This window comes from Rhizobium sp. AAP116, from assembly GCF_001295785.1.
GTDB lineage: Bacteria > Pseudomonadota > Alphaproteobacteria > Rhizobiales > Rhizobiaceae > Allorhizobium.
In genome coordinates, this window is record NZ_LJIB01000031.1 from 19932 (window position 1) to 44603 (window position 24672).

The 24672-nt window shown below is 62.2% G+C and carries 33 protein-coding genes; 18 read left to right on the top strand and 15 right to left on the bottom strand.

Translation table 11 applies throughout. The annotated features are described in order from the left end of the window. Window positions 1-83 precede the first annotated feature (83 nt). The gene (locus tag IP85_RS18310; RefSeq protein ID WP_054151107.1) at window positions 84-386 is read right to left on the bottom strand and encodes a hypothetical protein; all 303 of its coding nucleotides are present in this window, start codon (window positions 384-386) and stop codon (window positions 84-86) included. 140 nt (window positions 387-526) lie between these two features. Here IP85_RS18310 and IP85_RS18315 point away from each other — a divergent pair, with 140 nt between their 5' ends. Further along, on the top strand, window positions 527-913 hold the full coding sequence (locus IP85_RS18315) for a DUF1622 domain-containing protein (protein ID WP_054151108.1): 387 nt from the start codon (window positions 527-529) through the stop codon (window positions 911-913). Here the strand turns inward: IP85_RS18315 and IP85_RS18320 are convergent, their stop codons facing one another. Together IP85_RS18320 and IP85_RS18325 are read right to left on the bottom strand one after the other, a co-directional pair. Beyond that, entirely contained in the window at window positions 914-1399 is a 486-nt protein-coding gene (locus tag IP85_RS18320; RefSeq protein WP_054151109.1) for a YetF domain-containing protein, read from the bottom strand. It lies immediately after the preceding gene. A gap of 22 nt (window positions 1400-1421) precedes the next feature. Further along, window positions 1422-1643: a hypothetical protein gene (locus IP85_RS18325; RefSeq protein ID WP_054151110.1), complete on the bottom strand. Its 222-nt coding sequence runs from the start codon at window positions 1641-1643 to the stop codon at window positions 1422-1424. A gap of 208 nt (window positions 1644-1851) precedes the next feature. Between IP85_RS18325 and IP85_RS18330 the strand changes: the two genes are divergently transcribed. Continuing rightward, window positions 1852-3375 carry a histidine kinase dimerization/phosphoacceptor domain -containing protein gene (locus tag IP85_RS18330; RefSeq protein WP_054151111.1) on the top strand — a complete coding sequence of 508 codons (1524 nt, stop codon included), beginning with the start codon at window positions 1852-1854 and terminating at the stop codon, window positions 3373-3375. Window positions 3376-3417: 42 nt separating this feature from the next. Here IP85_RS18330 and IP85_RS18335 read toward each other — a convergent pair whose 3' ends face one another. Beyond that, window positions 3418-4245, bottom strand: a complete 828-nt coding sequence (locus IP85_RS18335) for an SDR family oxidoreductase (protein WP_054151112.1) — start codon at window positions 4243-4245, stop codon at window positions 3418-3420. Further along, window positions 4242-5435, bottom strand: coding sequence for a phytanoyl-CoA dioxygenase family protein (locus IP85_RS18340; protein ID WP_054151113.1), 1194 nt, complete (start codon window positions 5433-5435; stop codon window positions 4242-4244). The genes IP85_RS18335 and IP85_RS18340 overlap by 4 nt, the downstream gene beginning before the upstream one ends. A gap of 55 nt (window positions 5436-5490) precedes the next feature. Between IP85_RS18340 and IP85_RS18345 the strand changes: the two genes are divergently transcribed. Beyond that, window positions 5491-6549: a LacI family DNA-binding transcriptional regulator gene (locus tag IP85_RS18345; RefSeq protein ID WP_156322975.1), complete on the top strand. Its 1059-nt coding sequence runs from the start codon at window positions 5491-5493 to the stop codon at window positions 6547-6549. 5 nt (window positions 6550-6554) lie between these two features. Here IP85_RS18345 and IP85_RS18350 read toward each other — a convergent pair whose 3' ends face one another. Then, entirely contained in the window at window positions 6555-8381 is a 1827-nt protein-coding gene (locus IP85_RS18350; protein WP_054151114.1) for a hypothetical protein, read from the bottom strand. A gap of 243 nt (window positions 8382-8624) precedes the next feature. Further along, window positions 8625-9017 (bottom strand): DUF937 domain-containing protein, encoded by a 393-nt coding sequence (locus IP85_RS18355; RefSeq protein WP_054151115.1) that lies wholly within the window; start codon window positions 9015-9017, stop codon window positions 8625-8627. Between the two features lie 244 nt (window positions 9018-9261). On the opposite strand from IP85_RS18355, the gene IP85_RS18360 reads away from it, so the two are divergent. The 5 genes from IP85_RS18360 (at window position 9262) to IP85_RS18380 (ending at window position 12801) form a co-directional block, all read left to right on the top strand. Next, on the top strand, window positions 9262-10839 hold the full coding sequence (locus tag IP85_RS18360; protein WP_054151116.1) for a helicase HerA-like C-terminal domain-containing protein: 1578 nt from the start codon (window positions 9262-9264) through the stop codon (window positions 10837-10839). A gap of 153 nt (window positions 10840-10992) precedes the next feature. Continuing rightward, a complete protein-coding gene (locus tag IP85_RS18365) occupies window positions 10993-11799 on the top strand; it encodes an EAL domain-containing protein (protein WP_236759329.1) in 807 nt (268 codons plus the stop codon). Window positions 11800-11861: 62 nt separating this feature from the next. Next, entirely contained in the window at window positions 11862-12182 is a 321-nt protein-coding gene (locus tag IP85_RS18370) for a YnfA family protein (RefSeq protein WP_054151170.1), read from the top strand. Window positions 12183-12241: 59 nt separating this feature from the next. Continuing rightward, window positions 12242-12490: a BrnT family toxin gene (locus tag IP85_RS18375; RefSeq protein ID WP_054151118.1), complete on the top strand. Its 249-nt coding sequence runs from the start codon at window positions 12242-12244 to the stop codon at window positions 12488-12490. Continuing rightward, complete coding sequence (locus tag IP85_RS18380) at window positions 12487-12801, top strand: BrnA antitoxin family protein (RefSeq protein ID WP_054151119.1); 315 nt, start codon at window positions 12487-12489, stop codon at window positions 12799-12801. Before IP85_RS18375 ends, IP85_RS18380 begins: the two co-directional genes overlap by 4 nt. 31 nt (window positions 12802-12832) lie before the next feature. Here the strand turns inward: IP85_RS18380 and IP85_RS18385 are convergent, their stop codons facing one another. Next, on the bottom strand, window positions 12833-13468 hold the full coding sequence (locus IP85_RS18385; RefSeq protein ID WP_054151120.1) for a LysE family translocator: 636 nt from the start codon (window positions 13466-13468) through the stop codon (window positions 12833-12835). A 122-nt stretch (window positions 13469-13590) separates the two neighbouring features. Here IP85_RS18385 and IP85_RS18390 point away from each other — a divergent pair, with 122 nt between their 5' ends. Next, a complete protein-coding gene (locus IP85_RS18390) occupies window positions 13591-14286 on the top strand; it encodes a YafY family protein (protein ID WP_054151121.1) in 696 nt (231 codons plus the stop codon). A 93-nt stretch (window positions 14287-14379) separates the two neighbouring features. Here the strand turns inward: IP85_RS18390 and IP85_RS18395 are convergent, their stop codons facing one another. Beyond that, a complete protein-coding gene (locus tag IP85_RS18395; RefSeq protein ID WP_054151122.1) occupies window positions 14380-15429 on the bottom strand; it encodes a fatty acid desaturase in 1050 nt (349 codons plus the stop codon). Between the two features lie 315 nt (window positions 15430-15744). Continuing rightward, on the bottom strand, window positions 15745-16236 hold the full coding sequence (locus IP85_RS18400; protein WP_054151123.1) for a hypothetical protein: 492 nt from the start codon (window positions 16234-16236) through the stop codon (window positions 15745-15747). A 105-nt stretch (window positions 16237-16341) separates the two neighbouring features. On the opposite strand from IP85_RS18400, the gene IP85_RS18405 reads away from it, so the two are divergent. From IP85_RS18405 to IP85_RS18420, 4 genes are all read left to right on the top strand, one after another. Next, window positions 16342-16686 (top strand): hypothetical protein, encoded by a 345-nt coding sequence (locus tag IP85_RS18405; RefSeq protein WP_069041869.1) that lies wholly within the window; start codon window positions 16342-16344, stop codon window positions 16684-16686. A 12-nt stretch (window positions 16687-16698) separates the two neighbouring features. Beyond that, complete coding sequence (locus IP85_RS18410; protein WP_006727165.1) at window positions 16699-16908, top strand: cold-shock protein; 210 nt, start codon at window positions 16699-16701, stop codon at window positions 16906-16908. 240 nt (window positions 16909-17148) lie between these two features. After that, window positions 17149-17385, top strand: a complete 237-nt coding sequence (rpsU, locus tag IP85_RS18415; RefSeq protein WP_054151125.1) for a 30S ribosomal protein S21 — start codon at window positions 17149-17151, stop codon at window positions 17383-17385. Between the two features lie 132 nt (window positions 17386-17517). Continuing rightward, window positions 17518-17745: a hypothetical protein gene (locus tag IP85_RS18420; protein WP_006727163.1), complete on the top strand. Its 228-nt coding sequence runs from the start codon at window positions 17518-17520 to the stop codon at window positions 17743-17745. A gap of 75 nt (window positions 17746-17820) precedes the next feature. Here the strand turns inward: IP85_RS18420 and IP85_RS18425 are convergent, their stop codons facing one another. The 3 genes from IP85_RS18425 to IP85_RS18435 are packed head-to-tail and all read right to left on the bottom strand — an operon-like array spanning window position 17821 to window position 19860. Then, complete coding sequence (locus IP85_RS18425) at window positions 17821-18597, bottom strand: VOC family protein (RefSeq protein ID WP_054151126.1); 777 nt, start codon at window positions 18595-18597, stop codon at window positions 17821-17823. A 29-nt stretch (window positions 18598-18626) separates the two neighbouring features. Then, the gene (locus IP85_RS18430) at window positions 18627-19118 is read right to left on the bottom strand and encodes a DUF1579 domain-containing protein (RefSeq protein WP_054151127.1); all 492 of its coding nucleotides are present in this window, start codon (window positions 19116-19118) and stop codon (window positions 18627-18629) included. Between the two features lie 10 nt (window positions 19119-19128). Beyond that, the gene (locus IP85_RS18435) at window positions 19129-19860 is read right to left on the bottom strand and encodes a thioredoxin family protein (protein WP_054151128.1); all 732 of its coding nucleotides are present in this window, start codon (window positions 19858-19860) and stop codon (window positions 19129-19131) included. Between the two features lie 50 nt (window positions 19861-19910). Here IP85_RS18435 and IP85_RS18440 point away from each other — a divergent pair, with 50 nt between their 5' ends. Continuing rightward, window positions 19911-20357, top strand: a complete 447-nt coding sequence (locus tag IP85_RS18440; protein ID WP_054151129.1) for a MarR family transcriptional regulator — start codon at window positions 19911-19913, stop codon at window positions 20355-20357. An 8-nt stretch (window positions 20358-20365) separates the two neighbouring features. Here IP85_RS18440 and IP85_RS18445 read toward each other — a convergent pair whose 3' ends face one another. Both IP85_RS18445 and IP85_RS18450 read right to left on the bottom strand, forming a co-directional pair. Continuing rightward, window positions 20366-20578, bottom strand: a complete 213-nt coding sequence (locus IP85_RS18445) for a hypothetical protein (protein WP_054151130.1) — start codon at window positions 20576-20578, stop codon at window positions 20366-20368. A gap of 226 nt (window positions 20579-20804) precedes the next feature. Continuing rightward, window positions 20805-21227, bottom strand: coding sequence for an organic hydroperoxide resistance protein (locus IP85_RS18450; RefSeq protein WP_054151131.1), 423 nt, complete (start codon window positions 21225-21227; stop codon window positions 20805-20807). A gap of 144 nt (window positions 21228-21371) precedes the next feature. On the opposite strand from IP85_RS18450, the gene IP85_RS18455 reads away from it, so the two are divergent. The 4 genes from IP85_RS18455 to IP85_RS18470 all read left to right on the top strand — a co-directional run bounded on the left by IP85_RS18455 (window position 21372) and on the right by IP85_RS18470 (window position 24600). Then, window positions 21372-21833 (top strand): MarR family transcriptional regulator, encoded by a 462-nt coding sequence (locus tag IP85_RS18455; protein WP_054151132.1) that lies wholly within the window; start codon window positions 21372-21374, stop codon window positions 21831-21833. Window positions 21834-21917: 84 nt separating this feature from the next. Beyond that, on the top strand, window positions 21918-23258 hold the full coding sequence (locus IP85_RS18460) for a DUF2254 domain-containing protein (RefSeq protein WP_054151133.1): 1341 nt from the start codon (window positions 21918-21920) through the stop codon (window positions 23256-23258). An 83-nt stretch (window positions 23259-23341) separates the two neighbouring features. Continuing rightward, on the top strand, window positions 23342-24238 hold the full coding sequence (bla, locus tag IP85_RS18465; protein ID WP_197278026.1) for a class A beta-lactamase: 897 nt from the start codon (window positions 23342-23344) through the stop codon (window positions 24236-24238). Then, the gene (locus tag IP85_RS18470; protein ID WP_054151134.1) at window positions 24235-24600 is read left to right on the top strand and encodes a hypothetical protein; all 366 of its coding nucleotides are present in this window, start codon (window positions 24235-24237) and stop codon (window positions 24598-24600) included. Before bla ends, IP85_RS18470 begins: the two co-directional genes overlap by 4 nt. Window positions 24601-24672: the final 72 nt, after the last annotated feature.

Genomic DNA, 24672 nt, shown 5'->3' on the forward strand with positions numbered 1-24672 from the left:
GCCGCCATGCATCCGGGGGCGATGCATGGCGGCCGGATGGCCGGGGGCTGGCCATCGAGACTCTTCCTGTCAGACGCTTTTCGTCAGACGACGCGGCGGGCGGCGTGCTCGATATCAGTGCCTGCGGCCTCGTCGGCATCGATCACGCGGCTTCCTTCAACGCGTGCGCCCGGCTCCAGACCCTTCGGCCCCTGGTCACGGACCTGATGCGGGGCGGGCGTGGTGATGGCGCCGTGGTTCGGATCGTTGACGTCCTGGCCGCGGACCCCATCGGCATCAGCCTTGCGTTCATCCGGATTGCTGCGCGTTTCGCGTTCGCGGGTCGCATCGGCAATCAGGCGGTCGAGCTCGTCTTTGCTCATGGCGCTCAGATCGAAATCCTGCATCTTGGTCTCCCTGCTTTTCGTGATGAAAGGTGTTCGTCTCATCAACGCGCGACGCGGCGAAAGGTGCCGTCACTGCTGTCGATTGTGGAAACCGATCGGCCGGGACTACGTTGCATCCTTATCAAAGGGGAGCCGGATCCATGGATTTCGTCAGCATCATGCACATCATCACCCGGGCGATCGAGGCCGTCGGCGTCGCGGTTATCGTCATCGGCATTACCGTCTCGGGATTTGCCTATCTGAAGAGCCCGCGCGGCCTGGACGCCTACGGGGATCTGAGGGCCGGCATGGGACGGGCGATCCTGCTCGGGCTCGAGCTGATGGTGGCCGGCGACATCATCAATACGGTGGCGATCGAGCCGACACTCGATTCGGTGCTGGTGCTCGGCGTGATCGTCATCATCAGAACCTTTCTCAGTCTGTCGCTGGAGGTGGAGATTTCCGGTCGCTGGCCCTGGCAGGGCAAAGGCGGCGAACAAAGCCTGCATCGCGGCAAGACGGACGGCGGAGAGGATGAAAAGGCGTGATCATCCCGGCTTGCCGATGATGCTGAGCGTACCGTCACTCTCCAGCACCACGGCCGCTACCTCATCGAGACTTTCGCGGCCATTGGAGCGGGCCGCGCTCATGATCTCGTCTTCGGTGATGCGCTGTCGCATCATGGCGTCGTGGCAGTAACTGCCGTTGCGTACGAGAAGTGTCGGCTCCGAGCGGATGGCCTTCGCCACGCTTTTCGATCGAACCGAGGCGAACGTGACGATGTATTGCAGGAAGATCAGCAATCCGAGCGCCGTTGCCCCTTCGGCGAGCGCAATCGATTCCTGCAGGAGAACGGCAGAGAGCGTCGAGCCGAGCGCCACCGTCACCACCAGATCGAAGGCATTGAGCTTCGCGAGCGTTCGCTTGCCGGAGATGCGCAGGAAGAGCACCAGGGTGATATAGGCGAGCGTTCCAACAAATATGGTGCGCGCCATGCCTGTCCAGCCCTGAAACAGCATCTCCTGCCAGTCCATGCCTTCGCTCCTTCCCGGTCATTCAGCGCTGCGGATTATCGGCGTTGGCAAGCGGCGATGGGCGACCGTCAGGGCCGTCCTGTCCCTCGCGCTGGTCGCTGTCTTCCATATCCTGATCCACCAGGTAGGTGTCGGAGCCGAGCCGGTTCGCCTCGCGCAGGGCATCGTTGCGGGGTGTGGTGCCAGTGGTCTCGGGCAGCTTGCGAACGCCTTCCTCGCGATGGTTTTCATGGTCAGACGTCATCGTCTTTCTCCTTGAATGTCCTTGGGTTTTTATCTCCTTGTCGAACGGCGGTTGACGCAATTCGTTCCTTCCCACGGCGGCGAAACTGTCGCGGCAGACCGGTCATCGTGTTGCAATGGTGGTTCCAAACTGCTCTATAAGGACAGCCTTGAACAATTTTCGACGCAATTTCGAAAGGGCGCACGGCTTGGCAGTCTGGGGTCCCGACATGGTGTTACGCTGGTTCCGGACCATTCAAATCGGGAGTGTCCTGATCCCGGTCGTTGGCGGGCTGATCTGGGGCGGGATCGCCTGGCAGGAGCAGAAGGCGATCGCCACCGATCATGCGGTCGATACCGTCACGCTTGTGCGTCAATACTCGCAGCGCCTGATCGAGACCGAGATCATCAAGCATGGCGCGGCCCGCAGCCGGGTGAACGGCGAGCCGGCGGAGTTCCTGCTTTCAGAAGTCTTTCACAGTTTTCTCGCCGGCCTTGACGGTCGCCAGCCGGATAATTTCGGACTGGCTGTCATCAGCGACGAGGGGCGGATGATTGCTTCGAGCCGTGCCTTCCCCGTCGATACGCCGATGGGCGCGCGCGACTATGTCGATGCGATCCGGGAAGGCAGCCGGCTCTATATTGACCGGATCAAGCTGGAACCGGGCGGCGAGGACGCGATCATCGTGGCGACACCCTTCGTCACCAATGATTTCCGCGGCATGATCGTCTCCTCGATCGCCACCGACACCAGCCGCACCTTCCTGCGCGATGTCGCAGCGCAGGATAATGAGGCGGCGTCGCTTACCCGCGACGACGGCAAGCTCCTGGTCCGACAGGTCCCGTCCGAGCCTATCTTCCTTACCCCGGACACGCAGGCGCGACAGAACATGGCGCTCGGCAATGAAGGGGTTTACGAGGCGCTGGCGATCTCCGACGGTATCAGGCGCATCTACGCCTTCAGCCGGCTCGGTGGCATACCCCTCGTCGCCAATTTCGGTGTGCCGATCGACGGTATCCGCGCAGCCACCATCCGCAGCGCCCTGCCCGTCTGGCTGCTGATGCTTGCCATCAGCGCCTTCACGCTGGTTGCGACGTCGCTTGCGAGACGCAGCATGCTGGCACAGCGCGAAAGCGACCGGCAGGCGCTGAAGCGGGCAGAAGCTGAGAACCTCGCGCATCAACGGGCCGAACTCATGCGCGAGATGAATCATCGGGTGAAAAACAATCTCGCGCTGGTGACGAGCCTCATCAACATGCAGGCCCGACGCGGCAGCTTCGACGTGCAGGCGCTGCAGATGCGGGTCAGAGCGCTGGCCGAGGTGCATGACCTGCTCTACCGCTCCAGCCACGGCGAGAAAATCGATCTCGGCGAGCTCCTGACCCGCGCCTGCGATCCGGCGACGCTGGTGCCGGAAGACCGGGCCATCACGCTCCAAGCGGTTCTGCCGAGCGGCATTCTCCTGCCTGCCGACCGGGCCTCGCCGCTGGCGCTTGCTGCGCTGGAACTGGTGACCAATGCGGTGAAACATGCCTTTGCCGACCGAGAGACCGGCACGATCCGCCTGACGCTGACAGCTGAAAACGACGGCCAGGCCAGCCTCACCATTGCCGATGACGGCATCGGCATGGAGGAGGAGACCGCGCGGCGCTCCGGCACCCGCCTCGTCGATGCCTTCGTCAAGCAGGTGGGCGGCGAGATCACCCGCGAGATGGACGGCGGCACGCGCTATGTGATCCGGTTCGGCCTGTGAGGGAAGCCACGTCGGGGGTTCCGCGACTTCCCTCGCCTCCCCTCAGAGCGTCATCTTTTCCTTCGGGTGCGGGCTGTCCTCATAGGCGCCCCAGATCGACTGGTCGAAATTGATCGTGGCGCCCGTCATCAGGCCGCTTTCCTCCGACGACAGATAGGCGCAGGCGCGGGCGACCTCGGCCGGATCGACGAGGCGGCCGAAGGGCTGGCGGGCGGCCGCTTCCTTCAGCCAGTCGGCGGGCGCGCCGTGATATTCCCGCTGGATGCGATCTTCGCCGTCGCTCGCCATCCAGCCGATGTTGAGGGCATTGCAGCGGATGCGGTTCTTCAAAAGGCCGAAGGCGACATTGCGGGTCAAGGTGTCGAGTGCGCCCTTGGAGGCGCAATAGGCGGCTATGAAGGGCTGGCCGGCCATTGCGGACATCGAGGAGATGTTGACGATGGTGCCCTCGACGCCATCGCGCAACATCAGCTTCACCGCATCCTGGATGAGGAAGAAGGGCGCGCGGGTGTTGATCGCGAACATGCGGTCGAACAGCGCTTCGTCGGTGTCGAGGATGGTGCCGCGATCGGTGATGGCGGCGACATTGACCAGCGCGTCGATGCGGCCGAATTTTTCGTCGGCCGCGGCAATCACGCGGCGGCAGTCGGCGACTTCGCCGAGATCGGCTGAGATGAAATGCACCGGGGTGCCGTAGCGCTCGGTGATCTCACGCGCCTTGGCCTCACCCTTGTCGCGGCTGCGACCGCAGATGACCAGGCCCTTTGCACCGCGCTCGGCAAACAGCCGGGCGACTTCCGCGCCGAGCCCCTGTGTGCCGCCGGTGACGACGGCGATCTTGTTGTCCAGTCTTCCCATTGTGGTCCTCATGCCCTGCGCTTGGCAGCCTGTGTCTCGACGAGCGCCGCGAAGGCTTCCGGTTCCATGCCCGCCTTGAGCGCTTCCGCCATCATGGTGTTCTGCGTCTTCGGCGCAAGGCCACCGACCGGCGGATCGCTGTCGAGGTTGGTCGGGAAGGCATAGCCTTCCGCCGTTGCGGCCATGGCATTGGCGATTTCGGCCAAGGTCAGCGCGCCCTTCCTCTCGGCCGCCAGCAGCGCCGGATAGACCGCCTTGCACATGGCATCGCGGTCGACGCTTTCCATGGCGCGGCCGAAGGCGGAGGAGACCTGCAGCAGGTTTGCCATGCGCCAGATGTCATCAGACACATTGTTGCCGGCGCCGTGCATCAGGGCCGGATTGAAGAAGACGGCGTCCCCCTTCGACAGCGGCAGCTGCACATGCTGCTCGGCAAAGACGGCCTGGAAGTCCGGACGACCAAAGGCGAGATAACCTTCGAAGAAGGACTGCGAATAGGGCAGGAAGAGCGTCGGGCCGCTCTCGACCGGCATGTCGCAATGGGCGACCGCGCCCTGCAGGGTGAGCAGCGGCGAAACGGCATGGATATGGCCCGGATAGGCCTGCATCTGTTCCGGCGACATGAAGCCGAGGTGATAATCGCGATGCGGGACCTGCGCCTTGCCGCCGGGGTTCACCCGGTTCATCTGAGCCGTCATCTGGTAGCCCCGGCCGAGCCAGGCTTCCGACGCCATGGCGATCGCGTCCGAGGCATAGTAGCGGGCGAAATTGTCGGGGTCAGCGAGCGCGTGTTTCTGCAGCGAATTCCAGATGCGGTCATTGGCGCCGGGTTTGGCGAAATGGTCGGCGGCGGCCTTGCCGCCTTCCTTCTCGGCCTGGACGATCGCGTTGAAGACTTCGGTGGCGCGATCGACGACCGCAAGATCGGCAATGGCATTGCGGATGACGATGACGCCGGGGCCGATCGAGAAAGCTTCGACCCACTCGGCCATCAAGTCGCGGCGGGCCTCCGGGTCGCGGGCGATGTCGCGCACGGCCGATCCATCATAGAGGAGCACGTTCTTCTCGACGCCGGCGGCGAATGGCCAGTCTTCGCGCCTGGTCTTTTGCGCCACCAGCGCCTTGAAGGCCTCGATATCGCCGGCCTGGCTGTCGAGCCAGACCTTGTCGCGGCGACGACTGGTCAGTGTTCTCTGGTCCATGATGTCCTCCCGAATTCCTCATCCCGCTTGACCATAGTCAGGCAACGAGTGAGAGATGAGCGGCAAAACACCTCAAAAACACCTCAAGGCCGACCCCATGCGCCCGCCCTTTCCGCTCAAGGACATTGCCCTGCAATCGGGCCTCAGTCTTGCCACCGTCGATCGAGCCCTGCACGGACGCGGGCATGTGGCGAAGGCGACGGGGCTTCGCATCGAGGCGGCGATCGCGGAACTGGAGCGGCAATATGCCGAGGCACGCATCGGCGGGCGGCGCCTGGTCATCGACGTGGTGATGGAAACGCCGCAGCGATTTTCGAACGCCGTGCGGGCGGCCTTCGATGCCGAGCTGCCGGGCATGCGGCCGGCTTCGCTGTCGGCGCGCTTTCACGTGGCCGAGACCATGGAGGAGCGCGATCTTCTCGCCATCCTCAAGCGCATCCGCCGGCGCGGCAGCCATGGCGTCGTCGTCAAGGTGCCCTCGACGCCGGCGATCGCGGAGATGGCGGCCGAGCTGATGGCGAGCGGCATTCCTGTGGTGACGCTGGTGACCGACCTGCCCGCCACTGTGCGGCAGGGTTATGTCGGCATGGACAATCGGGTGGCGGGGGCGACGGCCGCTTATCTGCTTGCCCGCATGGCAGGGGCGGCTGCGGGCAAGGTGCTTGTCACACTGTCGAGCGCCCGTTTTTCCGGTGAGGAAGAGCGCCAGCGCGGCTTTCGCGATGCGCTCAAAAAGGACGCGCCGCATCTTGGCATCGTGACGATATCAGAGGGGTTCGGCGTCGACCGCACGACGGAAAGGCTGGTGAAGGCGGCGCTTGTCGCGGATCCCGAGATCCGCGCCGTCTATTCGATCGGCGGCGGCAACCGGGCGATCCTGCGCGCCTTTGCCGAGGAGCGGCGCCGGATCGACGTCATCGCCGCCCATGACCTCGACGCCGATAACAGGGCGCTGTTGGCGGAGGGCCGCCTGACCTTCGTCATCCATCACGACCTGCGCCAAGACGCCCGCAGCGCCTGCCAGATGGTGATGGCGCATCACCGCATGCTGCCCCGGGATTTCCAGGTGGCACCATCGCGGGTGGCAATCGCCACGCCGCATGAGGGGATGTGAGGCGATTAGTCGTCGCGGCGGATCATGCCGGAGATGGCGGCGGCGGCGATGGCGGTGACGACCCAGCCTGCGACGATGAACATCTTCTGGAGGTAGAACATCCAGTAGCCCCACTCGCCACGCGCCGGGGATGGTGCCCAGGCATCGGTCTGACCGAGGTCGAGCACGGGCACGACGACATCGAGAGCATAGGCGAAAGAATAGAAGGTTTCGTAGTCCTTGCCGGGGGCAACGGCGTCGGTCCAATCGGCGGCAGGGTTTTCAGAGGGGCCGTCGGCGATGGCCTTCCAGTCTGGGGATGTGAGGACGACGGCGGAGTTGGGCGCGAAATCGCCGGCGTTCCAGGTGAGGAAGGCGGCAATCCAGATGATGCCTATCATGCCTGCGAGCCAGCCAAGGCTGAGCCAGGGTTTGTAACCGTAGCCGGCGATGTAGCGCGTAATCCGGTCCCAGAGGAAATTCAAAGAGACCAAGACATCAGGGATAAACCAGCTTTCTGTGCGAGCCTTACCTTCTCGAATGGCCTTGCGTGTCGCCTTTCGCTGTTCGATCTCTTTGGCGACGAGGATTTCGCGGGCCTCGTAGCGGTGGCCGGTTTCGCGGTAGAACTTGGCGAGTTGCTGGTAGGGTTGGGGGTGGAATTGTCCGTTCGACCCCGCACCTTTGAGAAGCCATGCTTTTCGGAAGGAAAGATCGGAAGTACCGATAAGGCTCTCGTATGTCATGCTGACGAGGTTTAGGTCACAGACAAGGTCCCAGCTCTGCTGGTCGTCCACTAGATCGCCAAGATGTGCTCCGTTGAGATCGATGCTTCCGGTTACGGATTTGACCTGCCGCCAGAAGAAGCCATCCCTGACTATCATGCCTTGGCCGTTCAGGGCCTTGCCCGTCTGTCCGTTCAGTTCAGCACCTTGGCATGAAAACTGCCCGCCGATTTCGGAACTGGCGAACGAGACTTCACCATGACTAATCAACCAACCAAGGACGACGCCACCGCTGATTGTGGCACCCAGAGAATTCAGCGCTCTGCCATTTACTCCCGTCAGTTCCGCACAATCACATGAAAGTTGGCCGCCTATCTTTGCGCCGGAGAGGCAAAGCTCACCATAGCCCTTTAGTCCATCCAGAAACACGCTCTGATTGATAGCAGCATCCTGGGCATTCAGAGCCATGCCCTTCCGCCCGGTTAGTTCTGCACTCTGACAATCAAGTTCACCATCGATCTTAGCGCCGTGGAACGAGACCTCACCGTGGCATTTCAGCCCCCGAAGGAAGACGCCACCTTTAATTGTGGCGCCTTGAGCATTCAGGGCCTTGCCCTCGCCGCCGTTTAGATTTGCTCCATTGCATAAGAGGTGCCCCCCGATCTCTGCACCTGACAGCAAAACCCCGTCTTGGCATTTCAACCCTTCAAGAGACACATTGCCCTTGATTGTTGCTCCCCCAGCACGAAGATCGGGCAATCGGCTACCTTTCAGCACCAGAATTTGAAAGCTGGTCTGATGTGCTGCGACGGCTTCCTCAAAGCCACATCTCATCAAGGTTACCGCGTTCGCTTGCGCGAATTCCAAGTCTACTTTGTCCTTGATCCAAGCGCCTACCAGCACAACGCCTTGTTCATGCAACCGACATCTGATGCACCCGCCCAAGATCAGATATCGCAACAAACCAGCGCGGATGGTGCGAACGGTGCTCGGCCCGTCCGGCAGGCTGCCATCGCCGAGTACAGTGACTTCTCCGATCTTGCAGTTTTCAACCAGCGTTCTCTCGGCTTCGCTGAGCGCTTCCTCACCTTCTAGCTTCTCGATGTCGGCATAGGTTCGGATCAGCATGGTCGCCCCAGGGTTTCAAGGTAATCGCGAGACTAGCTGCGCGTTTGACCGCCCGCAACCGCAGGATGACACGTCACGTGTGGCTCCCCCCTCACCCGGCCTCCGCTGCGCTCGGCCTCCTCTCCCCGAGGGGAGAGGAGGAGCCGCCAGCGCCGCTACGCCGCGGCGACGAGCGGCCACAAACACGAAAAAAGCCGCCAGGTTGCCCCGGCGGCTTTGTCATTTCAAACCCTGCTGCTCGTCTCAGACGAACTGGCTGAGACCCGGAACCGAGGCCACGACCTCGTCGACAACATCCGCGCCGGCATATTCGCGGGCAACCGCCATGGTTTCCTTGGCGAGCGTCGAGATTTCGCCCATGCCGAGGCCTTGCGACATCAGCTGCTGGCCGAGGCCCATGATGCCGCCGCCGCCGATGGCGCTCATCAGGCCGCCGAGCAGGCCGCCGCCGCCAGAGCCTTCGCCATTGTGCTTGGCGACCAGTTCGGCGGCACCGGGGATGGCTTCGATCATGCGGGCGACCGGGCCGTCGGCTGCTTCGCGCTGCAGGAAGCCGAGCATCATGCCAAGGGCTGTTTCAGCCTTTTCCGGGGAAATGCCGACACTGTCGGCGATGCGGGTGACGATTTCGCTCATTCTCGAAGTCCTCCTGAGGCGATTTTGACGTTAACGTCAACGTAATGGATGTTCACGGTGAACTCAAGCGGTCCAGCCCTGGGGTGACAAAAATTGCCGGGGACAGGACGGACCCGGCAGAGCACCCGAGACCGCCTTGACGCCAAGGACCGTACCAATGTGAGACATCCGACCGTTGTCGATGTTCCACACTCCTCCTATAAGAGCAAGCTGAAGTCCTGATGACGATGGGAGAAACGTCCGCATGCTGCAAGAAGGCTCGCTCTATCTCGGCACCAGCCGCAACCCGGACGACAGCCTGAACAAGGCTGAATACATGGCGCTGAAATACGGCAACCGCCACGGCATCGTCACCGGCGCAACCGGCACCGGCAAGACGGTGACGCTACAGGTGCTGGCCGAGAGCTTTTCCGAGGCCGGCGTTCCCGTCTTTGCCTCCGATATCAAGGGCGACCTTTCCGGCGTTGCCGCCATGGGCGAGCCGAAGGACTGGATCACGCAACGTGCGACACAGATCGGCTTCACCGATTACGCACCCGCCGAATTCCCCGTCATCTTCTGGGATCTCTATGGCGAGAAGGGCCATCGGGTGCGCACCACCGTCGCCGAGATGGGACCGTTGTTGCTCTCGCGCCTGATGAACGCTTCGGAGGCACAGGAAGGCGCGCTCAACATCGCCTTCAAGATTGCCGATGAGGGTGGGCTGCCGCTGATGGATCTCAAGGATCTGCAGGCGCTGCTCAATTACATGGCCGAACACACGTCCGAACTTTCGAGCCAGTTCGGTCTCATCTCCAAGGCTTCGATCGCGACACTTCAACGGGGATTGTTGATCCTCGAGCAGCAGGGCGCGGAGAATTTCTTCGGCGAGCCGGCGCTCAAGGTGACCGACATCATGCGCACCACCCATGACGGGCGCGGGGCGATTTCGATTCTGGCCGCCGACAAGCTGATGATGAACCCGCGTCTTTACGCGACCTTCCTGCTCTGGCTGCTCTCTGAGCTGTTCGAGGAACTGCCTGAGGTGGGCGATCTCGACAAGCCGAAGCTCGTGTTCTTCTTCGACGAGGCGCATCTTCTCTTCAACGACGCGCCGAAGGTCTTGATCGAGCGGGTCGAGCAGGTGGTGCGGCTGATCCGTTCCAAGGGCGTCGGCGTCTATTTCGTCACGCAGAACCCACTCGATGTGCCGGAAACCGTGCTCGCCCAGCTCGGCAACCGGGTGCAGCACGCGCTTCGCGCCTATACGCCGCGGGAGCAGAAGGCGGTGAAGACAGCGGCCGACACTTTCCGGCCCAACCCCGCTTTCGACTGTGCGGATACCATCACCCAGCTCGGCATCGGCGAGGCGCTGGTGTCGACGCTCGAAGCCAAGGGCATTCCTTCCATGGTCGAGCGGACGCTGATCCGCCCGCCCTCGGGCAAGGTGGGACCGATTGACGACGCCACGCGGCAGAAGGTGATGAACCTGTCGCCGGTCGCCGGGCAATACGACATCGATCTCGATTCGGAATCGGCTTACGAGATCCTCACCGCCCGGGCGAAGAAGGCCGCAGACGCCGAGGCAGCGCGGCGCGCGGCGGAGGAGAAGGCGGAAAGCGGTGACAGCGGTGACAGCGCTGCCGGTCGCTGGACCCTGCCCGGCTTCGGCGACGAGCCCGAGGAGACGCAGAACAGCCGCAAGACGACAACGACGAAACGCTCCGGCGGCTATCAGCGCGAAACGGTGATCGAGGCCGCCATGAAAAGTGCGGCACGCTCCGTTGCGACCTCGGTTGGCCGTGCCTTGGTTCGCGGTATCCTCGGCAGTCTTCGCCGGTGAAGGCTCGCGTTTTTCTCGCGCGCCACAAGAACTGAGTGACGAAAGCTCGCCGTTATCGGCGGGTTTTTGTTCACTTCCGTGCAACCATACCTGATATATACTCATCACTGATACAATTCGCGGACCTGTCTCCGGGAATTCATGGGGTCGAGCTTGGACAGCAGTCTGGATCACGTCGTTCTGGTCAACAATGCAAAGCGCGCGCTGGAACGCGGACGCTTTGAGCTCACCTACCAACCCATCTATTCCGTCGACAACCGGGAAGTGGACAGTGTGGAAACACTGCTGCGCTGGCGCATCGCGCCGGGTCGACTGGCGGCCGCGCAGGACTTCCGCGCCGTCTTTCGCGATCCCATGATGTCGCTGTCGATCCGCGATTTCGTGCTGTCGACGACACTGCGCCAGGCGGCGCGTTGGCGGGCCGAGGGCCACGACATGGGGCGGATCAGTGTCAATGCCACGGCCTTCGATCTGTGTTCCGGCGATTTTGCCCTGCGGTTGACCGATATGGTGCAGGGTTTTGGCCTGACACCCGATATGCTGGAGATCGAGGTTGCAGAGCCGGCTTTCTATGGCCCGCTGGCAAAGCCGGTCAGCCTGGCGCTCGAAGCCTTGCATTACTGCGGCTTTTCGCTGGCCATGGACAATTTCGGCGCGACCCATGCAGGGCTTACGGCGCTCCGCAACCACAGCTTCCGGCGCTTGAAGATCGACCATTCGCTGATGCGCAGCGCGCTCACCAATGCCGTCGACAAGGCGATCGTGCGCCATGTCATCGCGCTCGGCCACGATCTCGGCATGATCGTCACGGCAGCCGGTGTCGAGAACGAAGACCAGATGGAAATCGCCGTGCAGCTCGGCTTCGACAGCGTGCAGGGCTTCTTCGTCTGCTTCCCGAAGGAAGCGGAGCTTCTGCCGCGCGTCTGTCATGTGCTCAACCTGCAGGGCCGATCCGCCTGAGCCTCTGACCTCATGCCATTATGCCCTTCCGCCCTCGCCGATGAGATGGCAGGATGGCGCCCATGACCTTGCTGATCTATCCGCTGGCTGCCCTTGCCGAAATCGCCGGATGTTTTGCCTTCTGGGCCTGGCTGAAACTCGACCGCTCGCCGCTCTGGCTCGTGCCCGGCCTTCTGTCGCTTGCGCTGTTCGCGTGGCTGTTGACACTGGTCCCCTCCGAGGCAGCGGGCCGCGCCTATGCCGCCTATGGCGGGGTCTATATCGCCGCGTCGCTTTGCTGGCTCTGGCTGATCGAGGGGCAGCGGCCGGATCGCTTCGACCTGACGGGTGCCGCGATCTGCCTTGTCGGCGCAGCGGTGATCCTGTTGCCACAGCGGGGGTGAGCGAAAAGCCCTCAAATCGCAGGATGCCGGCTTGCGGAATTTCCGTATATACATAAACTATGGTGATTGTCTGGGATGAACCGAAGCGGCAGCGGAATCTGGCGAAGCACAGCCTCGACTTTGCCGAGCTCGATCTGTCGTTTTTCCTCAACGCTGCGATCCGGCCCGCCAAAAGCGATCGGGCGATTGCGATTGGAGAACTCAAAGGACGACTGATCGTCGCCGAGGTCTTCCTTCCGATGGGACGAAAAGCGATTTCGATCATCTCCAAGCGTCCGGCTAGCCGCAGGGAAAGGAGCGAGGCATGAAGGACAAATTCTCATCGGCCCGCCCGCTTACGGACGCGGAAGAGGCCGATATTCAGGCGATGATTGCGTCTGATCCCGACAACCCGGAAATGACGGAAGAGGAATTGAAGGAGTTCCGCCCCTTCCGCGAGGTGTTTCCGGATCTCGCGGAGGCAATCGACCGCAAGCTCGCCGGGCGACCGAAGGCGGAGAACCCGAAGAAGGCGATCAGCCTGCGGCTCGACCAGGAAGTGATCGATCGCTTCAAGGCGAGCGGTGACGGCTGGCAATCACGGATGAACGAGGCACTGCGAAAGGCGGTGGGGCTTTAAGACCCCTGCCCCGCTCCGCCTGCCCGGTTGCTCACCAACTCCTCCACCCTTCCACCAGCATCAGCGCCGCCACGGCAACCAGCAGCCAGCCGGCGGCGCGGCCGATCCAGATGGTGACTTCAGGCTTCGAGACCAGCGCATCCCGCCCCTTGGCCGCAGCGAAAGCAAGCCCGCCATAGACCAGCCCCTGCAGCATGAGGGTGAGCGCGCCCATGACGAGCGCCTGACGCCAGAAGGGGCCGTATTCGGGGCGCATGAATTGCGGATAGACGGCGAGGATGAAGAGCCAGGCCTTTGGGTTGAGCAGGCAGGTGATCAGTCCCTGGCCGAAGATGCGGGCCGTCCGGTGCAGGTTTGAGGCTTCAATGCCGTCGATGACGATGGCGCTTCTGGCCAGCGTATAGCCGATCCAGATCATGTAGGCCGAACCGATCACCAGCATGGGGCCGGCAAGCTGCGGGACCAGCGTCGAGAGGACTGTCACGGCGACAGTGCCGAAAAGCGTGTGGAAGACGCCGCCGAGCATGATGCCGGATGTGGCGGCCATGCCTGCGCGGCGGCCGCCGGTCAGGCCATTGGCGATGACGAAGATCATGTCCATGCCGGGCACGATGATGATGCCCGCCAGCAGGGCGGAGAAGAGCCAGAGGTTTTCGGCATAGGTCATGTCAGTAGGATCTCCTTAAATGGGCAGGCCATGCGCGGGGAATGACCTGTTTTCAATGCTTTGGAGATGCTTTAGACAAGGGCTACTGACAGAGGTGTGTCAGTTGAGATGAGGTCTGACCCATGCGCAAGGCGTCCCGGCTGTTCGAGATCATCCAGATTTTGCGGCTTGCTGCCCACCCGATAACCGCCCAGCAGATCGCGGAAAAGCTGGAGGTGACGCAGCGGTCGATCTATCGCGATATCGCCGCCCTCCAGGCCATGCGCGTGCCGATCGAGGGCGAGCGCGGGATTGGCTATATCCTGAGGCCCGGCTTTCACCTGCCGCCCCTGATGTTCACGCCGGAGGAGACGGAAGCGATTGTGCTTGGCATGGCGCTGACCAAACGCACGGCGGACAGGGAGCTGCGGGAGGCATCTGCCCGGGTGCTGGACAAGATTGCGGCTGCCCTTCCAGACCCGCTGCGCGAGGCGATCATCTCGCGCACGCTTTATGCCTGGGGACGGGTGGCAGAAGCGCCCGAGGCCATCGACTTTGCGATGATCCGCAGGGCGATCCGCGACGAGGAGACGCTGGACATCGACTATGTCAACGAGCAGCAGCAGGCGACGACGCGGCGGATCCGGCCGATCGCCGTCATCCATTACGCGGAATCGGAAGTCGTTGTCGCCTGGTGCGAGCTGCGCGAGGGCATCCGTAATTTCCGGGTTGACCGGATGCGAGACTGCCGGGTGACAGGCGCACATTTCCGCCGCGAGGGGGACCGGCTGCGGAAGTTGTGGGTGGCGGGGTGGGACACCTCCGGCCAGGGCGGTTAGAGACGTGCCAGCACTACTGCAAATGAAACGCCCGCCGCTTCTGGAGCGACGGGCGTAAAGACTTTGCGAAAAACCGGTAGTCGTGTCGTGGACTCAGGCAACCGCCATACGGCGTGCTTCCCGGAACGACACAAGGCGTCCGCGGGCTTCGTCCCAGAGGACGAGTTTCACGCAGGCGAAGCTTTCCCTCAGCGTGATGCGGCTGATGGTCTTCAGTTCAGGGTGGTCGCGCAGGACTTCCGGCAGACGGTAGAAGGGGATCTTGCTCGACAGGTGATGCACATGGTGCACGCCGATATGGCCGGTCAGCCAGCGCAGGCCCCAGGGCAGATCGTAGTGCGAGGCGCCGTGGAGAGCGGCGTGCTGGAACTGCCACTCCGGAGGGTTGGACCAATGGGTGTCTTCGAACTGGTGCTGGACGTAGAAGAGCCAGATGCCGAGAGCGCCGGCGAGCAGCACGATCGGCAGATGCACGATGAGGAAAGCATCGAGGCCGGCAAGCCAGATCATCAGCGCCGCCATGATGACCATGCCGGCATTCGTTGCCATGGTGGAGACCCAGGGCAAAGCGCCGTCCTTCATCATGCCGAAGGGCAGACGCTGCTTCAAGAGGAAGACCCAGATCGGGCCGATGCCGAAGAGCACGACCGGATTGCGATAGAGGCGATAGCCGAGGCGGCCCATCGGGGACAGGGCCTTGTATTCGGCAACGGTCAGCGTGGTGATGTCACCGACGCCACGTTCCTCGAGATTGCCGGCGGTCGCATGGTGTTCGGCATGGGCCCGGCGCCAGTAGTCGTAGGGCGTGAAGGTCAGGACGCCGAGCAGGCGACCGGTCCAGTCGTCGATCGAGCGACGGGCGAAGAAGGCGCCGTGGCCGCAGTCATGCTGGATGATGAAGAGGCGCAGCAGGAAGGCTGCCGCCGGCACGACGAGCACGAGGCCCGGCCAGAAGGCGTATTCGAAGCTTGCCCAGGCACCGAGCCAGAGCAGGACGAAGGGCACGAGCGTGACGCCGAGCTCGAAGCTCGAGCGCGTCAGGTCCGGTTTGCGATAGGTATTGACGATTTTCAGCCAGGCCTTGGCGTCAGGGGTCTCGTCTTCGACGATTTGATCGTCGCGGTAATCGAATGCAGCGCTCACAGGCCGGCCTCCGAAAGGTTGGTTTGATCGGGGAAGGCGGCAGAGAGGCTAATGACGCCCGATATCGGGGCGCGCGACACGGGGCATCCGAAGGAGAGGCCCGCAGCAATGGTCATGGTCGGCTGGCTTTCGTGACTTAGAGATCGCCCGTCACTCCTGGAACGGGTGGCCTCTCCTATCAGATCATGGAGGCCTTGTCGCCATGGAACACTGTCGCTTGTCCGGCTGCGGCATTTCGCCGGCCATTGTGCATGGCGTCCCGGAACACTTGTGAACCGGGACGCTGGTCTTCTGGTCAGGGACGAGCGGCGCTCATCAGCCGGCCGGCTTCAGTGTTGCGAGGATCTTTCCGACTTCGGGCATGTTCTGGGCTTCGGTTTCCGTGGATGCCCAGTAGGTGACGATGGCGATCTTTTCGTCAGAAAGGCCAATGATGCCCACGCCGATGGAGACGGGACCGTCCTTGTCCGTCCCCTTCCAGTCGATGGTCTCGAACGGCATGCCGTTCAGCTGGTCCTTTGATTCTTTCTGAGACGCCGGATCGGGCACGACACCGTTTTCTTCCAGGAAGCCGAAAACGTCGGTCATGACCTGGTCCATGTCTTCGGCGCCTGCAATGTCGAAGGAGATATAGGTGCCGGCGTCAGGAGAGTTCGCCTCGACGCCGTAATCGGTCTCGGTCGGCTGCCAATCATCGGGGATTTCCACGGTTGCGGCCGGCTCGTCGGAGGGGAAGGTAAAACTGCCTGCAAGTGCGGTGGACGCGGTGATCAGGAGGATTGCGGTTGCGGCGAGAAACTTGTTCATCGGAGGGTCCGTTGATGAGGGATGAGACGTGCCAGATGGTGGCTTTTTCAAGCCGCAGGTGGCGCGTTGTCGTAGCAAGCAGAGGTCAAGAAAGTCGTACTGTTTTTGCGTGAAACGGCCTACAGCGTTGAAAAAAATATCGATCCTTCACGATATGATGAAGAAATATTGAAGGAGCGTATTCCACGGCTTGCCACATCACTTTTTCGCCGCGGTGCAAAAGCCGCTTTCTGCAATGTTTTCCGCCGCTTCCCGCGCGCCTTTCGCTTCGTGAACAGCCTTGAAACAGCGGTTTTCCGGTTTTTGCTTGTATCGACGCCATCCTTTCCCTATATTGCCGGCATCGAAGATTGCGAGCGACTTTGTCTACGCGCTTTTAGCGCACGCCAGATTTCCTTCAACGTCGATATACCAGCCGTCGAATGTCTCGGCGGCAAGCCCAACGATTGAAAGGAAATCGTTATGAACACAGGTACCGTAAAGTGGTTCAACAGCACCAAGGGTTTTGGCTTCATCCAGCCGGATGAAGGCTCTGCCGACGTGTTCGTCCACATCTCTGCAGTTCAGCGCGCCGGCATGCGCGACCTCGTCGAAGGCCAGAAGATCGGCTACGACATCGTTCAGGACAAGCGTTCGGGCAAGAGCTCGGCCGACAACCTGCGCGCCGCTTAATAATTTGTCGCTCGCCCCCGCTGATAACGGATTTACCGGCAGAGGGGGCTGAGTGGCGAGGGAAGGTCGGGTTCCGCCCGGCCTTTTTTGTTTATCCTGTGATCGAAGCCATCAGCCGCGATCCACATCTTTGCCCGATTTTGTCGGGATCTTCGCCGGGGCATGGCGCGTTAGCCTGTCGTATCCCCTCCTTTGAAACTCGAAAACAAGCGGGCATCAACGCCCGGAAAGGAAACGACCGTGCAAGTTCTCGTTCGTGACAACAATGTCGACCAAGCACTCCGCGTGCTGAAGAAGAAGATGCAGCGCGAAGGTCTCTTCCGCGAGATGAAGGCCCGCAGCGCCTTTGAAAAGCCGTCGGAGAAGCGCGTGCGCGAAAAGGCGGAAGCCATTCGTCGCCAGCGCAAGCTCGCGCGCAAGAAGATGCAGCGCGAAGGCCTTCTGCCGGCTCCGAAGAAGGCAGTGCGTACGCGCTAATGACGCTATGATCCGTGCGCCCTCGGGCGCGCGGACCCGCCCTCCCCGCCACGAAGGCGCAACACAGTTTGCGACGCGGGCAGGGATCAGACATGCCGAGACAGGCAGCCAGGCTGCAGGAAGGATCCGGACATGACCGCCACCAAAGAGACCTTCTTCAAGCCCGAAAAGGTTTCCCCGCAGGACAAGGCCGCCACGACCGACAGCGTCGCCCGTTCGCTGATCGCTCAGGAAGCGACCGCGCGCGAACGCAAGACGGAAACGCTGAAGGCGCTGCGCATGCAACGGGAAGCGCTCGAAGCCGAGCAGGCCCCTGCACCGAAGAAGCGTGCCGTGAAAAAGGCCGTGAAGCGCGGCTGAGCCGAGCGCAAACGACCACCAAGTCAGAAATTCCAGGAAGCCGGGGCTGCGGATGCTGCCCCGGCTTCTTTCATGTCATTTCTTCGCCGCCGTCAGATTGAAATAGGCGCCTTGCGGGTCCTGGCAGGCTGCGATCCAGGCGCCACCGGGGACCTCATGGGGGCCGAACATCAACTGCCCGCCGAGAGACTTCATACTGTCGATCGCCGAATCGATGGCCGGGACGATGAAAAAGAAGCCCCAATAGGGCATTGGCATCTCAGGCGTCTTGTTCATCATGCCGCCGATGCCGCGATCGCCGAGCTTGAAGGTCTGGTACGTCCCCAAATCTCCCATATCGACTGCCATGTCCTTTTCCCAACCGAATCGGGCGGCGTAGAAGTCCCAGACCTTTTCCCAATCACCGGCCATAAGCTCGTTCCAGCCGACCGTGCCGGTGCTGCCGGGGGTCGGCCAGCTGCCGGTTTCACCATCCGGCATCTTCGGCGTCATGAGGCAGACGACGGCGCCTTGCGGATCGGCGACGACGGCGAAACGGCCAATTCCGGGGATATCCTCCGGCGGGCGGTGGATCGCGCCGCCGTTCGACTCGTATTCGGCGGCCGTCTTGTCGACATCGTCGACGGCGATATAGCCGGTCCAGTTGGGTGGTATGCCCTGCCCTTTCATGTCCTCGGTCAATGCCATCATTCCGGCCACGCCGCAAGGGAAACCGGGTACGGCGAAGGTGGTGTAGGCAAAGCCCTCCATCCCCATATCGGTCGGCTCCCAGCCGAGCAGCGGGCCATAAAAGGCCTTGGCCGCGGCCGGATCGGGGGTCATCAGCTCGTGCCAGATGAATGTGCCATGCATGCGCAGTCCCTCTCTCAATCTGTCGGCGATCAGCCGATGCGTTTTGCTTCGCTGGTCATGAAGGTGTGAAAGCTGCCGTCGGGTTGGCGAACGCTGCCCGAGAAGGTTCTGGTGTCATCATCGACGAAGTGGATGACATCGCGATAGGTCTCGGTCCGTTCGGGGTCCTGCATGCTCGGCCCCTCGGCCTCGAGCACAAGTGTCTGGCCGTCATCTTCCAGCCAGCCCTTGTAGACCCAGAACTTGTCCATCATCGACCCGATCCAGCTGCCGACATAATGTCCCTCGCGCGGATCGTAACCGAGGGTCATGATCATGGTAGCACGGCCGCCTTTCGTACCCATACCGCCCTCACCTTCCGCGACCACCCAGAGGCCGCCGATGGAGCGGATCTTTTCGGTCCAGCGTTTCTCGGGATCGTCGGGGTCGTAGCCTTCCATCCCGGTCGAGGTCAGGAAGAGCCAGTCGCCGACCAGCCGGTCGAGGACACGGTGATGTTCGCTGGGCTTGGCAAACTCCATGATACCCTCCTCAGTGGCAGCAACCGGCCTTTTCAGCCGGCTTCGCGACATACTCGTCCTTGCGCTTGACGAAACTCAGCGTGCCCGTCTCGTTGCGGCCGAGCGGCGCGTGGTCGAGGATCATCAGGGTGCCGAGAGCCTCCTCCCCGCCCCGGGCATATTGCGAATAGGTATGGAAGATCTCGCCCTTGTCGTTGCGATAGAAGGCGGACAAGCCCGGCAGTTCGTCGAAGGCCCGGTCGCTCGGGGTTTCGCGGAAATTGTAGTTCACCGAGCCGGAAGCGAGTTCCTCCTTGGTGAAGGAGACGTGGAAGTCGTAGTTGAAATCGCTGCCTGCTGACGAGACCCAGGGGAAGCGCCAGCTCATGCGGCGCTTATAGGCCTCGATCTTTTGGAGCGGCGCGCGGGAGACGGTGACGAGGGTCACGTCGTGATTGTTGAGATGCGGCAACATGCCGTCGATATGATCGGCGAAGAAGGAGCAGCCCTCGCAGCCGGCCTCCCAATCCGGATGAAACATGAAATGGTTGATCATCAGCTGGCTGCGACCATCGAACAGGTCGGCAAGCGTCTTTTCGCCCGATGGCGAGTGGAAGCGGTAATCCTTCTCCATGCGCATCCAGGGCAAGGCGAGGCGCGCGGCATTCACCCGGTCGCGCTGACGGGTCAGTTCCTTTTCCTGCTGAAGCAAGGTTTTGCGGGCCTCCAACCATTCTTCCCGCGAAACAACCGAATATTCCATTTTCCAGATCCTCCTCTTGACAATTAGGTTGATATCAACATATTTAGTCCATGTCAAACATGCCCCTGATTCCTTACGCCACGACCATCCACGTCAAAGATACCTGCCTTTGCCTGCATGCCCAGCGCGCGGCGCGCGCGCTCGCTCGTCGCTTCGATCTGGCGCTGAAGCCGGTCGGACTGACCAACCAGCAATTTTCCCTGATGATGGCGCTGAACCGCCCGGAGCCCCCACCCATGGGACCTGTTGCCAGACTTCTGGCCATGGATCGCACCACGCTGACGGCCGCGCTGAAGCCGCTTTCGGCGCGCGGTTGGGTATCGATCGAGCCGGATCCGAAGGACAAGCGCGGCAAGCGGCTGCGGCTGACGGAGGAAGGTGCGCGTACGCTGTCCAGCGCTGTGCCGATCTGGACCGATCTGCATGGCGAGATCGAGGCCGGCATGCAGGCCGACCCCGCGATCCTTCGCCGCGGACTGCTGGAGGTCAATGCCTGACGGCTGCCTCAGCCGAGGCCAAGCGGCAGGGCGACCAGCGGACCGATCAACATGACTGTCGCCATGGCGAGCGCCACACGGTCGCGGCCCTCGAACAGCGGCCCGCGGAAGGCGGATGCCGGGTAGCTGCGGCGGATCTCGTGACGGGTCACCTCGTTGACCGGAAGATCCGGCGACAGGCGATGATCCTCATAGATTGCATTGGCTGTGGTGGTTTGCATGGTTTCGTCCTCGATTGTGGGTATCGAGGTCGAACCGGGAACAAGGGCAAAGGGTTCCCCTCCGCGCTTATTGCGCTTTCCGCTGGACTGGCGGTTGCGATTGGCACCGGCGCAGTGACGGCGCCCGGCCCGGACAATGGACGCGGCTCAAGAGCATGCGACGCGGACATGAAAAAGGCCGGCACGAGGCCGGCCTTCGGGCGGTGGATATCTCAATTGAGACCGATCAGATGACCGAGACCGGAACTTCGGTCGAGGTGCGCATGGCGTGGCTGTAGGGGCAGACGATGTGGGCGGCCGCAACCAGCTTCTCGGCCAGTTCGCGCTCCATGCCGGGGATCTCGACCGAAAGCTTCACTTCGATGCCGAAGCCAGTGCCGTCTTCGCGCGGGCCGATACCGACTTCGGCGTGGACCTTGGCGTTTTCCGGGATCTTCACCTTTTCCTTGCCGGCAACAGCCTTCAACGCGCCGAGGAAGCAGGCTGAATAGCCGACAGCAAAGAGCTGCTCGGGATTGGTGCCGGTTGCGCCGTCGCCGCCGAGTTCCTTCGGGGTGGTGAGCGTGACATCGAGGACGCCATTGTCGGAGGCGCCATGACCGGAGCGGCCGCCGGTGGCATGTCCGTGTGCGGTGTAAAGAATAGCCATTGGATGTTCTCCTTGTTTTGCGGTTGGTGAATTTCTATATAGTGGACAATTGAATTGCGCGCAATTGTTTTTTGCGCATTGAAATGTGCGCCAGTTTTGGTCACTGTGGAAACAATAGATGCCGAAAGGGGTTCATCAAGGGCTATGGATGACGAAACGCTGGAAAAGGAACTGAGGCTGGACAAGCAGCTGTGCTTTGCGCTCTACGGCGCCGCACATGCCTTCACGCGCGCCTACAAGCCATTGCTCACGCCTCTAGGACTGACCTATCCGCAATATGTGGTGATGATGGCGCTGTGGGAGGAAGACGATCTCTCGGTGAAGGCGCTGGGTGAAAAGGTCGGCCTGGATTCCGGCACGCTGTCGCCGCTTCTGAAGCGGCTCGAACAGATCCATTACGTCTCGCGCCGCCGGGATGCGGCCGACGAACGCGTGGTGTTCATCACGCTCACCGAGGAAGGGCGCGCCCTGAAGGGTCGAGCGCTCGAAGTCTTTTCGACGATCGGCAACCAGATCGGCTGCGACATTGCCGAGATCGAGAGCCTGCGTGATAGTCTCAAGCGGCTGAAAGGCCATCTCGAGGCGATCGAGGAGAACCGATCCTGAAAAGGCGCTCCTTGAGCCTCGACAGCTTGTCTGATTCTCACTCTTGGTTACGGAGCAAACTGCCGCCTTGTACGTTGTGGAACAATGGACAAGGCGCGCAATCTTTTCGATATCGTCAGTGGCAAGCTATGGCTTCTGCCTCTCATCTTTTCGGGCCTTTCGGCCCTACTCGCCATACTGCTGATCAGCTATGGACACCTTCTGGGGCCCGATGTCGTGAGCGCGGGATGGTGGCTCTATAGCGGCGAGGCCGAGACAGCGCGGCAACTGCTGAGCAGCCTGTTGTCCGGGTTGATGACGATGACGTCGCTCGTTGTCTCCGTGACCTTCGTCATCCTGACGCTTGCCGCCAGCCAGCTCGGTCCGCGGCTGATTTCGCAGTTCATGTCCGACCGGCAGATCCAGTCCGTCATCGGTCTATTCATCGGCACGATCCTCTACCTCATCCTCGTTTTGCGGATGATTTCCGACACGCTGGGCAAAGACGGCGTTCCGCATCTGGCGATCTCGGTCGGCAGCCTGCTGACCGTGATCTGCCTGATGTCGCTCTTGTTCTACATTCACAAGGTGGCGCGGCTGATCATCGCCGACAACATGGTGCAGGCTCTGCATCGCAATCTGCTGGTGACCCTTGATGAGGTTTTGCCCGGCGAACCGACGAAACATGTCGAAGAGGCTGCCCGTTTTGCGGGCATAGGTCAGCCGGTGGCATTAAGGACGGTCGGGCACGTACAGGTGATCGATTATGCCGCGTTGACCCGCATCGCGGTAGAAAAGGATCTGCGGATCGACGTGGCCGTGAGGGCCGGTCAGTATCTGTTGGCGGAAGGCGATCATTTCACGATTTTTACCGGAGACACCGGCGAAGGGACTGACATCGACGACGAGACGATCGCAGCCTTGCGTGCCTGCTTCACCATCGGGCTGCAGAACACCACCGCGCAGGACCTCGAATTCAGCATACGACAGCTGACCGAGATCGCGGTTCGGGCCCTTTCGCCGGGGATCAACGACCCCTTCACAGCAGTCGCCGTGGTCGACCGGCTGGCGGCCTCCTTCGAGGCGGTGCAGCAGCGCCCCCTGCCCTATCGGCAGTATCACGATGACGATGGAGTGCTGCGTCTGATCGTCAGCCGTTCCGACTATCGCCGCATGCTCAACACCGGCTTCCGATCGATCCGCCAGGCGGGCGCCGACCAGCCGCTCGTGCTGATGCGGATTGCCGCCCGGCTCGCGGACCTCTCCCATTCCGTCCGCTCGCCCGACCAGGCAGATGCGCTGAGGGAGCAGTTGGCGGCGCTGGAACAGACGGTCGAGGAATGCCATTCCATCGAGCACGACAAGTCGTCCATGCAAGCCTATCTCAGCGAAACTCGGCATGTTCTGGCAGCGATCGAGACGGTGCCGGCTGACAATCCGGCTTGATCGCTGCCCCTCCGCCTCTCCTGCCGCGCGCCTCCCTGATGCCTTGATTGCCCCCGATGCAGGCAGCAGAAGGAGAGATTCGCATGACACCATCGAGAACCCTTACCGCTCGCTGTATCACCGCCCAAATCCAGCTTCTCGTTCTGCCGCTGATGCTCCTGGGCATAGCTATGCCAGCGTCCGTGCAGGCTGCCGAAGGCCAGATCGTCGCGGCGGCCAAGCGCGTGGAGCAGAAGCTCGGCATGCGGGTCGGGCTTTCGGTCATCGACACGGGCAGCGGCGCAGTCGTCGCCTACCGGGACGATGAGCGCTTCGCCATGGCAAGCACCTTCAAGTCGCTCGCCTGCGCGGCAGCCCTGTCGGGTGGCGATGCGGTTCTCGAGCAGACGACACGCATCACAAAAGCGGACCTGCGACCGCATTCGCCGGTGACGGAGACGCGGGTCGGCACGAGCCTCTCCACGCGAGAACTCTGCGAGATCACGCTGCGGACCAGTGACAATGCCGCCGCCAATGCGATCCTGAAGGTGCTCGGCGGGCCGGCCGAAGTGACAGCCTTCCTGCGCGGCATCGGCGATGCGACCACGCGGCTCGACCGTTACGAGCCAGAGGTCAACGAGGCGAAACCCGGGGACCCGCGCGACACGACGACACCGCAGGCGATGGCGCAGACGCTGCAAGTTCTGCTCGTCGGCGACGCGCTTGCCCCTGCCGCCCGCGACCAGCTGGAAGCCTGGATGGCGGCGAATGCCGTGGCCGGCGGCCTGCTGCGGGCCAAGCTGCCGAGCGGCTGGACGATCGCCGATCGCGGCGGTGCGGGCGGGCATGGCACGCGTGGGGTGGTGGCGCTCCTGCGCCCGCCGCAAGGCGCGCCGCTCGTCATTGCGATCTACATGGACGGCAGGAAACATCCGCTGAAGACGCGGGACGCGGCGATTGCCGAGATCGGTGAAGCGGTCTTTGAAGAGTTTGCGCGATGACTGGTCGGACGATCGTCCGTCTGGCTTTCACGCTGTCGCTGGCAACGACACTGATGGCGCCCGGCACGCATGCCATGGCGCAGGAAGCCGGCACCACGGCAGAAGCACGGTCGGACTGGCAGCGGAAGAAATGCGACGTCTACCGGCAGGCCTTTGCCGAGATCCTCGACCATGTCGGACGCGAGGGCGTTTCGGACATATTCCTGGTCCAGAACCAGGCATTCATCGACAGCGGCTGTCTTGCCGATGTCGATGCCTGTCCGCAGACGGAAGCCGACATCGAGGTCGCCAATGGCCTGACCATCGCCAGCATGAATGCGGGTGCTGCGAGCTCGTTCAGCCCATTTCGCTGTCGGGAATAAGCCGCGTCAATCCGCCCCTCGGCCGGCGGGTGGAACGAGGAACCGATCTGCACGCGAAGGGTTGTCCTTCGG